This window comes from Streptomyces thermospinosisporus (assembly GCF_039526425.1).
Lineage (GTDB): Bacteria > Actinomycetota > Actinomycetes > Streptomycetales > Streptomycetaceae > Streptomyces > Streptomyces thermocarboxydovorans.
Genome location: NZ_BAAAIZ010000120.1, coordinates 41878 through 52474 on the forward strand (window position 1 = coordinate 41878; position 10597 = coordinate 52474).

The following is a 10597-nucleotide window of genomic DNA, read 5'->3' on the forward strand; positions in this document are numbered from 1 at the left end:
GGTGGGCGCCCGCCTTGCGGTCCCGGCGGCTGACGCCGTGCGCCTCCGCGTCACGGTCCCGCCGGCCGGGGGCCTGCGTCCCGGCCCTGCGGTCCCGCCGGCCGGCTCCTTGTGCCGCCGCCCTGCGGTCGCGCCTGCCACCCTGCCGCGTCTCCGCCACGGGCCGCTCCGGCTCCGCGGACTCCTCGTGCTCCGCGTGCCCGTACGGGGCTTCTTCTTCCCGGTGCACCACGGGCTCGGGAACCGGCACCGGCTGAGGAACGGAGACCTGTGCGGGCGCACCGCAGCCAGGACAGGCGAGCGCGCCGTTCAGGTGCCGTTGGCAGGGGTGGCAGTAGTCCATGACGCGGGAAGGTTAGGTTCCGGTCACGTCCTCTTCCTAGACCTTCCTGTGAATCTTTCGTACAGACGGCCGTTTCCTGCACGCCCCATTGACACCCTCGCCGCCCGTCCTTACTGTCTCGCCAGAATTTCGAACGCGTGCCGAAATATCGAACGTCCAAAGGGGCAGCAACCGTGCGCATCACCGGAATCAGCACCCATGTGGTCGGAACGCCCTGGCGGAATCTGACCTACGTTCAGGTGCACACGGACGAGGGCCTGACCGGTGTCGGTGAGACCCGGATGCTCGGCCACACCGACGCCCTGCTCGGCTATCTGAAGGAGGCCGAGGTCAACCACATCCGCGGCGCCGACCCCTTCGACACCGAGGCGCTGGTCCGGCGCATGAAGTACGGCGACTTCGGACGCGCCGGGGAGATCGTGATGTCCGGCATCGCGGTGGTCGAGATGGCCTGCTGGGACATCAAGGGCAAGGCGCTCGGCGTGCCGGTGTGGCAGCTGCTCGGCGGCAAGGTGACCGACAGGGTCAAGGCGTACGCCAACGGCTGGTACACCACCGAGCGCACCCCGGAGGCGTACCACAAGGCCGCCCGGCAGGTGCGGGAGCGCGGCTACCGGGCCCTGAAGATCGATCCCTTCGGCACCGGTCACTTCGAGCTGGACCACGAGCAGACCCTCTACGCCGTCTCCCTCATCGAGGCGGTCCGCGACGCGGTCGGCCCCGAGACCGAGCTGATGCTGGAGATGCACGGCCGCTTCTCCCCCGCCACCGCCGTGCGCCTCGCCCATGAGTTGGCCCCCTTCCGGCCGGCCTGGCTGGAGGAGCCGGTGCCGCCGGAGAACCTCAAGGCGCTGCGGAAGGTGGCCGCCAAGGTGGACATGCCGATCGCCACCGGGGAACGCATCCACGACCGCATCGAGTTCCGTGAGCTGTTCGAGAACCAGGCCGCCGACATCCTCCAGCCGGACGTCGGGCACATCGGCGGCATCTGGGAGACCCGCAAGCTCGCCGCCACCGCCGAGACCCACTACATGCTGGTGGCGCCGCACAACGTAGGCGGCTCCGTGCTCACCGCCGCCTCCCTCCAGGTCGGCTTCACCACGCCGAACTTCAAGGTCCTGGAGCACTTCAACGACTTCGCGGACGCGGAGATCAAGAAGGTGGTGAAGGGCGCCCCGCAGGTGGATCCGGAGGACGGCTGCTTCCACCTCTCCGACGCGCCGGGGCTCGGCGTGGAGCTGGACGTGGCGGCGGCCGCCGAGTTCCCGCAGCAGCAGGCCCGGTTCGACCTGTGGGCCGAGGGCTGGGAGCAGCGCAGGCCGAAGGGGACCGCATGACCGGCACCGCAGTGGTGATCGACGCGCCCGGCGTCCACCGTCTCGTCCCGCACACCCCGCGCGAGCCCGGCCCCGGCGAGGCGCTCGTCCGGGTGCACGCCGCCGGCATCTGCGGCAGCGACCGCGAGGTCTACCAGGGCAACCGCCCGGAGGGCTACGTCCGTTATCCGCTCACCCCCGGCCACGAGTGGTCAGGGACCGTGGAGCGGACCGGCCCCGGTGTCCCCGGCTCCCTGCTGCACCGCAAGGTGACCGGCGAGGGCTTCCGCAACTGCCAGGTCTGCGACCGCTGCCATGCGGGCGAGACCACCCTGTGCGACGCGGGCTACGAGGAGACGGGCTTCACCCAGCCCGGCGCCATGGCCCCCACGCTCACCCTGCCGGCCCGGCTGCTGCACCCCCTGCCCGACGACGCCGACCTCACCGCCGCCGCCCTGCTGGAGCCGGCCGCCTGCGTCGCGGCGGCGGTGCTGAAGGCGGACGTCCGTCCCGGCGAGCGGGTGGCGGTGGCCGGCACCGGCACCCTGGGCATGCTCGCGGTGCAGTTCCTGCGGGCGTACTCCCCCGCCGACCTGCTGGTGGTGGGCACCCGGCGCGACCGCGAGGAGCTGTCCCACCGGTTCGGCGCTACCCGCTTCCGCACCACCGAGGACGAACTCCCCGGTGATGCCGACGTGGTCGTCGAGGCCGCCGGGTCCGCGGACGCGGCCCGCACCGCCGCCGGTCTGCTCCGCCGGGGCGGCCGTCTGGTCCTGACCGGCATCCCGGCCCCGGGCGCCGAGGGGCTCGACCCGACCGGCCTCGTGGTGCGGCAGCTGGAGGTGCGGACCGTGTTCGGCGCTCCGCCCGCCGCCTGGGCGCACGCGGTGCGGGTCTTCGCGGCCGGGCTGCTCGATCCCCTGCCGCTCGTCACCCACCACCTGCCGCTCGAGGACTTCGGCCGTGCCATCGAGCTGGTGGGGTCCGGTGATCCGAAGGTGGGGAAGGTGCTGCTGCGCCCCTAGGGCCCGCCCACCTGAGCCAAGCCCCGTCCCCCCGGGCCGAGTCCGCTCCCCCCGGCCGGCCCGGTCGCCCGCTCGCCGACCCGCGGACCAGTTTCCGAACGCCGTCCGGCATATCGAACGACACCTACCGACCCCGACGAAGGACCCCTCGTGACCGACCCCTCCCCCACGGCACCCCGCCGGCCCGGAGAGCAGGTGCTCTCCGCGCTCGGCCTGGGCGCCCCCGCCCCCGACCCCGCCGATGCCTCGCCGCACTCCTTCCCCGGCGGCGGACGCTGGCGTACCGAGATCCCCTCCTGCGAGGGGCCCGAGGCGCTGGCCGTCGTCCTGAAGGAGGCGGCCCGTCTCGACGTCCCCGTCCACCGGATCAGCCAGGGCAGCGGGGTGTGGATGCTGACGGACGCCGAGATCACCGAGATGGTGGAGGCGACCGCCGAACGGGACATCGAGCTGTGCCTGTTCACCGGCCCGCGCGGCACCTGGGACATCGGCGGCTCGACCCGCACGGACTCGCGGGGCGCCGGGCTGCGGGCGCGCGGCCACGACGCGGTGGCCGGATGCGTCGAGGACGCCGTGCGCGCCACCGAGCTGGGCGTGAAGTGCCTGCTGGTGGCGGACGAGGGCGTGCTGTGGACGCTGCACCGGGCGCGCACGGCCGGGCTGCTGCCCGCCGACACCACGTTCAAGGTCTCCGCGCTCGTCGGCCCGGTCAATCCGGCGGCGTACGCGGTGTACGAGCGGCTCGGCGCCGACTCGATCAATGTGCCGAGCGATCTGACGCTCGGCCATGTCACCGAGATACGGCGAGTTTCGGCCACCCCGATGGACATGTACATCGAGGCTCCGGACGACCTCGGCGGCTATGTGCGCATGTACGAGGTCGCCGAGCTCATCCGGCGCGGGGCCCCGCTGTATCTGAAATTCGGCCTGTCCAAGGCCCCCGGCATCTATCCGTACGGCCACCACCTGCGCGAACTCGCCCTGGCGACGGCCAAGGAGCGGGTGCGACGCGGGCGGCTGGCCCTGGACCTGCTGGCCCGGCACGGCGCCGACGGCGAGATGGCGCCGCTCGGTTCGCGCCTGCCGGGCGATCTGGTCCGTTTCGGCACCACGTCATAACGTTCCGGAAACTCGACTTCACAGAAGCCCACACAGTCGCGCACAATCCCACACATCTCTTCTCGGCCTCTCATCAAGGATGATGATCATGCGTAACCGCAGAGCCGCCCTCGCCGCCATAGCCACCGCCGCCTCCCTCGCCCTGACCCTCTCGGCCTGCGGCCAGAACAGCGAAGGCGGCAGCGAGGAGGACAAGGGAGGCGCCGAGGGGGCGACCATCGGCATCGCGATGCCGACCAAGTCCTCCGAGCGCTGGATCGCCGACGGCAACAACGTCAAGAAGAACCTGGAGGCCAAGGGCTACAAGACCAAGCTGGTCTACGGCGAGGACGACCCGGACCAGCAGGTCTCCCAGGTGGAGAACCTGATCACGCAGGGCGTGAAGGCGCTGATCATCGCCGCGATCGACAACAAGTCGATGAACAACGTCCTCCAGCAGGCCAAGGACGCGGACATCCCGGTCATCTCCTACGACCGCCTGATCCTCGGCACCGAGAACGTCGACTACTACGCCTCCTTCGACAACGAGAAGGTGGGCGAGCTCCAGGGCAGCTACATCGTCGAGAAGCTGGGCCTGAAGGACGGCAGCAAGAAGGGCCCCTTCAACATCGAGCTGTTCGCCGGCTCCAACGACGACAACAACACCCGCTACTTCTTCCAGGGCGCGATGAACGTCCTGAAGCCGTACATCGACAAGAAGCAGCTCGTCGTCAAGTCCGGCCAGACCGAGCTGAACCAGGTCACCACCCTGCGCTGGGACGGCGGCACCGCCCAGAAGCGCATGGACGACATCCTCACCTCCGCCTACAAGAAGGACCGGGTGCACGCGGTGCTCTCGCCGTACGACGGCATCTCCATCGGCATCCTGTCGGCGCTGAAGTCGGACGACTACGGCTCCAAGGCCAAGCCGCTGCCGATCGTCACCGGCCAGGACGCCGAGGTCGCCTCGGTGAAGTCGATCATCGCCGACGAGCAGTCGATGACCGTCTACAAGGACACCCGGGAGCTCGCCAAGGTGGCGTCCAACATGGTCGACGCGCTGCTGAACGACAAGAAGCCCGAGGTCAACGACACCAAGACCTACGACAACGGGGTGAAGGTCGTGCCGTCGTACCTGCTGGAGCCGGTCGCCGTCGACAAGAGCAACTACCAGGAGGTCGTCGTCGACTCCGGCTACATCAAGGAGTCGGACCTCAAGTAACCGCCGCCACCCGACGATTCACGGATCCACACCGACCGGAAGGCACGACCATGGCGGGACCCGTCCTGGAGATGCGCTCGATCGTCAAGACCTTTCCCGGCGTCAAGGCGCTGTCGGACGTCAGCCTGACCGTCCGGCAGGGCGAGGTCCACGCCATCTGCGGGGAGAACGGCGCCGGCAAGTCGACCCTGATGAAGGTCCTCTCCGGCGTCCACCCCTACGGCACCTACGAGGGGGAGATCCTCTTCGAGGGGGAGGTCTGCCGGTTCAAGGACATCCGGGCCAGCGAGCAGCACGGCATCGTGATCATCCACCAGGAGCTGGCCCTGGTGCCCTATCTCTCCATCGCCGAGAACATCTTCCTCGGCAACGAGCACGCCACCCGGGGGTTCATCGACTGGAACGAGACCCTGCGGCACGCCACCGAACTGCTGCGCAGGGTCGGTCTCGACGAGCACCCGGAGACCCGGGTCGCCGACATCGGGGTCGGCAAGCAGCAGCTCGTGGAGATCGCCAAGGCCCTCTCCAAGAAGGTGAAGCTGCTCATCCTCGACGAGCCGACCGCCGCGCTCAACGACGAGGACAGCGGCAAACTCCTCGACCTGATCCTGCAGTTGAAGGACCAGGGCATCACCTCGATCATCATTTCCCACAAGCTGAACGAGATCCGCAGGGTCGCCGACTCGGTGACCATCCTGCGGGACGGACGGACCATCGAGACGCTCGATGTGAAGGCACCGGAGACCACCGAGGACCGGATCATCAGCGGCATGGTGGGCCGCGATCTGGAGCACCGCTTCCCCGAGCGGACCCCCCACCAGCCCGAGGAGGGCGCGGCCCCGGCGCTGGAGATCCGCAACTGGACCGTCCACCACCCCATCGACCAGCAGCGCAAGGTCGTCGACGACGTCTCCCTGACCGTGCGGCGCGGGGAGATCGTCGGCATCGCCGGCCTGATGGGCGCGGGCCGCACCGAGCTGGCGATGAGCGTCTTCGGCCGCACCTACGGCCGGCACGCCTCGGGCACGGTCCTGAAGGACGGCAGGGAGATCCGCACCAGGACCGTCCCGGAGGCGGTCGCGCACGGCATCGCGTATGTCACCGAGGACCGCAAGCACTACGGGCTGAACCTCATCGACACCGTGGGCCGCAACATCTCGCTCAGCGCACTGCACAAGGTCGCCCGGCGCGGCGTGGTGGACGAGCACCAGGAGCGGCAGGTCGCCGAGGGCTTCCGCACGTCCATGAACATCAAGGCGCCCACCGTCTTCGAGCCGGTCGGCAAGCTGTCCGGCGGCAACCAGCAGAAGGTCGTCCTCAGCAAGTGGATCTTCGCGGGTCCCGATGTGCTGATCCTCGACGAGCCGACGCGTGGCATCGATGTCGGGGCCAAGTACGAGATCTACACGGTCATCGACAAGCTGGCCGCCGAGGGCAAGGCGGTCGTCTTCATCTCCTCCGAGCTGCCCGAGCTGCTCGGCATGTGCGACCGCATCTACACCATGGCCGCCGGACGGCTCACCGGTGAGTTCTCGCGGGCCGAGGCCTCCCAGGAAGCGCTGATGCGTCAGATGACGAAGGACAAAGAGGTAACCCGATGAGTACCGATGTGACCGCCAGAACTCCGGCGCCCGCGCCGGCCGGGAAGGGCGGGCCGGCCGGCGGCGACGGCCTGCTGAAACTGGTGCTGGACGGCATGCGCCGCAACATGCGGCAGTACGGCATGCTGATCGCGCTCGGCCTGATCGTGGCGCTGTTCGCGGTGTGGACCGACGGCGACCTGCTGCTGCCGCGCAATGTGTCCAACCTGGTGCTGCAGAACAGCTACATCCTGATCCTGGCCATCGGCATGATGCTGGTGATCATCTCCGGGCACATCGATCTGTCGGTGGGGTCGCTGACCGCGTTCGTCGGCTCCATGGCCGCGGTGTTCATGGTGAAGAACGACCTGCCCTGGCCGGTCGCCGTGGTGCTCTGTCTGGCGGTGGGCGCCCTCGCGGGCGCGATACAGGGGTTCTTCATCGCCTACGGGGGCATACCGTCGTTCATCGTGACCCTGGCGGGCATGCTGACCTTCCGTGGTCTGACGGAGATCTTCCTGGAGGGCCAGACCCTCGGCCCGTTCCCCCGGGGGCTGCAGAAGGTCGCCAACGGCTTCCTGCCGGAGGTCGGCCCGGAGACCAACTACCACAACCTCACCCTGCTGCTCGGCCTCGCGCTGATCGCGTTCGTGATCTACCAGGAGGTCCGTGACCGGCGGCGGCAGCAGGAGTTCGCGCTGGAGGTGCTGCCGGCCAAGCTGTTCGCGCTGAAGCTGGTCGCGCTCACCGCGGCGATCCTCGTGGTGACGCTGCTGCTGGCCAGCTACAAGGGCACGCCGATCGTGCTGCTGATCCTGGGTGTGCTGCTGGTCGGCTTCGGCTATGTGATGCGCAACGCCGTCATCGGCCGCCACATCTACGCCATCGGCGGCAACCTGCCCGCGGCCAAGCTGTCCGGCGTGCGGGACAAGAAGGTGACCTTCCTGGTCTTCCTGAACATGGGCATGCTCGCGGCCCTGGCGGGACTGGTGTTCGCCGCCCGCTTCAACGCGGCCTCCCCCAAGGCCGGCCTGAACTTCGAGCTGGAGGCCATCGCGGCGTCCTTCATCGGCGGTGCGTCGATGAGCGGCGGCGTCGGCACCGTGCTCGGCGCGATCATCGGTGGCCTGGTCCTGGGTGTGCTGAACAACGGCATGAACCTCGTCGGCATCGGCACCGACTGGCAGCAGGTCATCAAGGGCCTGGTGCTGCTGGCCGCGGTCGGGTTCGACGTGTGGAACAAGCGCAAGGTCGGTTCGTAGAGCGTCGGGGCCCCTCGCACGCGGGGGGAGCGCGGGGCCGTCCTGACCGGCCCCGCACTCTCCCCGCCCCGAGGTGTCGTCCCGCTCCCCCCCCGTCAGGAGCTGCCGCATGGAACTGAACAGACGCACCCTCATCGCCGGCGCGGCCGCCGCCGGACTCACCGCCGCCGCAGCGGGCGGCACCGCACACGCCTCGGGAGGCAGGAAGCCCGTGAAGGAACTCTTCGGCACGCTCGCCGACGGTACGAAGGTGTACCGCTGGTCGCTGCAGAACGGCGGGACCCGGATGAAGGTCCTGTCCTACGGCGGCATCGTGCAGTCGCTGGAGGTGCCCGACCGGCGCGGGCGGTACGCCAATGTCTCCCTCGGCTTCGACAACCTCGACGACTACGTCGCCTCCAGCCCCTACTTCGGCGCCCTGATCGGCCGCTACGGCAACCGCATCGGCAAGGGCCGCTTCACCCTGGACGGCACCGCGTACCAGCTCTCCGTCAACGACGGGGAGAACAGCCTGCACGGCGGTGCGCAGGGCTTCGACAAGCGGGTGTGGGACGTCGAGCCGTTCACCGAGGGGCCGGATGTCGGGCTGCGGCTGTACTACACCAGCGCGGACGGCGAGATGGGCTACCCGGGCACGCTGAAGGTGAAGGTGACGTACACCCTCACCCGCAACGGCGACTGGCGCATCGACTACCGGGCCACCACCGACAAGCCCACCGTGGTCAACCTCACCAGCCACGTCTACTGGAACCTCGCCGGCGAGAGCAGCGGCACCATCTACGACCACGAACTGTCCATCGAGGCCTCGCGGTTCACGCCCGTCGACAAGGGCCTCATCCCCACCGGTGAGCCGGCGCGGGTCGCGGGCACGCCGTTCGACTTCCGCCGGGCCAAGCCGATCGGCCGGGACATCCGCACCGCGCACCAGCAGCTGCTGTACGGGAAGGGCTTCGACCACAACTGGGTGCTGGACAAGGGCATCACCCACCGCCCGGAGCTCGCGGCGACCCTGCGCGACCCGTCCTCCGGCCGCACCCTGCGGATCAGCACCAACGAGCCGGGGCTGCAGTTCTACTCCGGCAACTTCCTCGACGGCACCCTGGTGGGCACCGGCGGGAACGTCTACCGGCAGGGCGACGGGCTGTGCCTGGAGACGCAGCACTTCCCGGACTCGCCCAACCAGCCGTCGTTCCCGTCGACCGTGCTGCGTCCGGGCGAGACCTACCGCACGACGACGGTCCACTCCTTCGGCTCCTGAGCCCGTGCTTTCTCCGGCTCCTGAGCCGCGGCCTCTCTCTGTTCACGGGTTCCCTCTGTTCGCGGGTCCCCCGTGAGCTGCGGGCCGTCACATTTTCGTCACATGCGTTGAACGGCTCCCCGGCCGGCTCCGTACTCCAGGGTGGCCCGTGCTCCCCCGCGCGGGCCACCCACGCATGACGGGCCCGTTCCTTCCCCACCGGGTCCGCCGCACACGGAGGTTCCCTTGGCCGACAACGTCACCTCGCTGTTCCGCACGACCGCGGCACACAGCCCGTCGATGGCGGCGCTGACGCGGGAGAGCGACGGGGCCGGTCCGGTGGACTTCTGCATCCCCTGCAACCCGTACTTCCCCACCCCGGCCATGTTCGAGGACATGGCGGCACGGCTGCGCGACATCATCACGTTCTACCCGAGCAGCGCCGACACCATCACGGCCGAGCTGTGCAGTCTGCTGCAGCTGCCGCCGCAGTGCGTGGCCATGGGCAACGGCTCCACGGAGCTGATCACCTGGATCGACCATCTGCTGGTCCGCGAGTCGCTCGCGGTGCCGGTGCCCACCTTCGGCCGCTGGACCGACCAGCCGATGGAGACCGGCAAGCGGGTCGACATGTTCCCGCTGCAGGAGTCCAGCGGCTTCGCCCTGGACCTTGCCCAGTACGCCGAGTTCATCCGGGCGCGCGGCACCCGGGTCGCCGTCATCTGCAACCCGAACAACCCCGACGGCGGCTTCCTGCACAAGCACGCCATCGTGCAGTTCATGGACGCCATGGCCGATCTGGACCTGGTGGTGATCGACGAGAGCTTCCTGGAGTTCGCCGACGCGGAGGCGGAACCCAGCGTGGTCCAGGAGGCGATGCTGCGGCCCAACGTCATCGTGCTGCGCAGCCTCGGCAAGAACTTCGGCCTGCACGGCATCCGCTTCGGCTACCTGGTCGCCAACCCCGCCCTGGCGGGCCGGGTGCGCTCCATGCTGCCCAAGTGGAACCTCAACTCCTTCGCCGAGCACGTGGTGTTCATGCTGAAGGAGCACCAGGCGGAGTACCAGCAGAGCCTCCATCAGGTGCGCCGGGACCGGATGGACATGTCCGGCCAGCTCTCCGCCCTGCCGGGTCTCACGGTCTACCCCTCGCAGGGCAACTTCCTCTTCGTGCGCCTCCCGGTCGGCGCCGAGGGCACCGTGGTCCGGGACCGGCTGCTCACCGAGCACCGCATCCTGGTCCGCGAGTGCGGCAACAAGATCGGATCCTCCAGCCGCTTCCTGCGGCTCGTGGTGCGCCCCCAGGTGGACGTGCGTCGCCTGGTGTCCGGCCTGGAACAGGTGCTCTACGGGACGTCCAGGAGGGGAGCCGCCGTGCCCGAGCAGTCCACAGGGACCGGCTACAGCTCGGGCACGGCGGCGGTGGACCGCCTGGTGAGCGAGACCAACGGGGGAGGCATGCGGGGGCTGGCACAGACCGCCGGTGCCGGCGCCCCTGGGCTCGCCGCCGCTCC

At 69.5% G+C, this 10597-nt stretch carries 8 protein-coding genes and 1 pseudogene; 8 read left to right on the top strand and 1 reads right to left on the bottom strand.

All coding sequences use genetic code 11. The annotated features are described in order from the left end of the window. Positions 1–343, bottom strand: a pseudogene (locus tag ABD207_RS32240) (SCO2400 family protein); the annotation flags it as partial. A 173-nt stretch (positions 344–516) separates the two neighbouring features. On the opposite strand from ABD207_RS32240, the gene ABD207_RS29950 reads away from it, so the two are divergent. The 8 genes from ABD207_RS29950 to ABD207_RS29985 form a co-directional block, all read left to right on the top strand. Then, positions 517–1680 (top strand): mandelate racemase/muconate lactonizing enzyme family protein, encoded by a 1164-nt coding sequence (locus tag ABD207_RS29950; protein ID WP_344016404.1) that lies wholly within the window; start codon positions 517–519, stop codon positions 1678–1680. After that, the gene (locus ABD207_RS29955; protein WP_344016405.1) at positions 1677–2684 is read left to right on the top strand and encodes a zinc-dependent alcohol dehydrogenase; all 1008 of its coding nucleotides are present in this window, start codon (positions 1677–1679) and stop codon (positions 2682–2684) included. The genes ABD207_RS29950 and ABD207_RS29955 overlap by 4 nt, the downstream gene beginning before the upstream one ends. Before the next feature lie 150 nt (positions 2685–2834). Further along, the gene (locus ABD207_RS29960) at positions 2835–3803 is read left to right on the top strand and encodes a hypothetical protein (protein WP_344016406.1); all 969 of its coding nucleotides are present in this window, start codon (positions 2835–2837) and stop codon (positions 3801–3803) included. A gap of 88 nt (positions 3804–3891) precedes the next feature. After that, on the top strand, positions 3892–5004 hold the full coding sequence (chvE, locus tag ABD207_RS29965) for a multiple monosaccharide ABC transporter substrate-binding protein (RefSeq protein ID WP_425580869.1): 1113 nt from the start codon (positions 3892–3894) through the stop codon (positions 5002–5004). A gap of 50 nt (positions 5005–5054) precedes the next feature. Beyond that, positions 5055–6605 (top strand): multiple monosaccharide ABC transporter ATP-binding protein, encoded by a 1551-nt coding sequence (gene mmsA / locus ABD207_RS29970; RefSeq protein ID WP_344016409.1) that lies wholly within the window; start codon positions 5055–5057, stop codon positions 6603–6605. Then, positions 6602–7846, top strand: coding sequence for a multiple monosaccharide ABC transporter permease (gene mmsB, locus ABD207_RS29975; RefSeq protein ID WP_343999220.1), 1245 nt, complete (start codon positions 6602–6604; stop codon positions 7844–7846). The genes mmsA and mmsB overlap by 4 nt, the downstream gene beginning before the upstream one ends. 109 nt (positions 7847–7955) lie before the next feature. Continuing rightward, positions 7956–9104 carry an aldose epimerase family protein gene (locus ABD207_RS29980; RefSeq protein ID WP_344016410.1) on the top strand — a complete coding sequence of 383 codons (1149 nt, stop codon included), beginning with the start codon at positions 7956–7958 and terminating at the stop codon, positions 9102–9104. Between the two features lie 225 nt (positions 9105–9329). Continuing rightward, positions 9330–10597, top strand: a 1268-nt coding sequence (locus tag ABD207_RS29985; RefSeq protein ID WP_344016411.1) for a pyridoxal phosphate-dependent aminotransferase, incomplete at its 3' end; no start/stop codon positions are given.

Excerpts from the sequence above, each read along its gene's own strand:
- ABD207_RS29955 (WP_344016405.1), top strand. The coding sequence starts at position 1,677 with ATGACCGGCACCGCAGTGGTGATCGACGCGCCCGGCGTCCACCGTCTC.
- chvE (WP_425580869.1), top strand. The coding sequence starts at position 3,892 with ATGCGTAACCGCAGAGCCGCCCTCGCCGCCATAGCCACCGCCGCCTCC.
- mmsA (WP_344016409.1), top strand. The coding sequence starts at position 5,055 with ATGGCGGGACCCGTCCTGGAGATGCGCTCGATCGTCAAGACCTTTCCC.
- mmsB (WP_343999220.1), top strand. The coding sequence starts at position 6,602 with ATGAGTACCGATGTGACCGCCAGAACTCCGGCGCCCGCGCCGGCCGGG.
- ABD207_RS29980 (WP_344016410.1), top strand. The coding sequence starts at position 7,956 with ATGGAACTGAACAGACGCACCCTCATCGCCGGCGCGGCCGCCGCCGGA.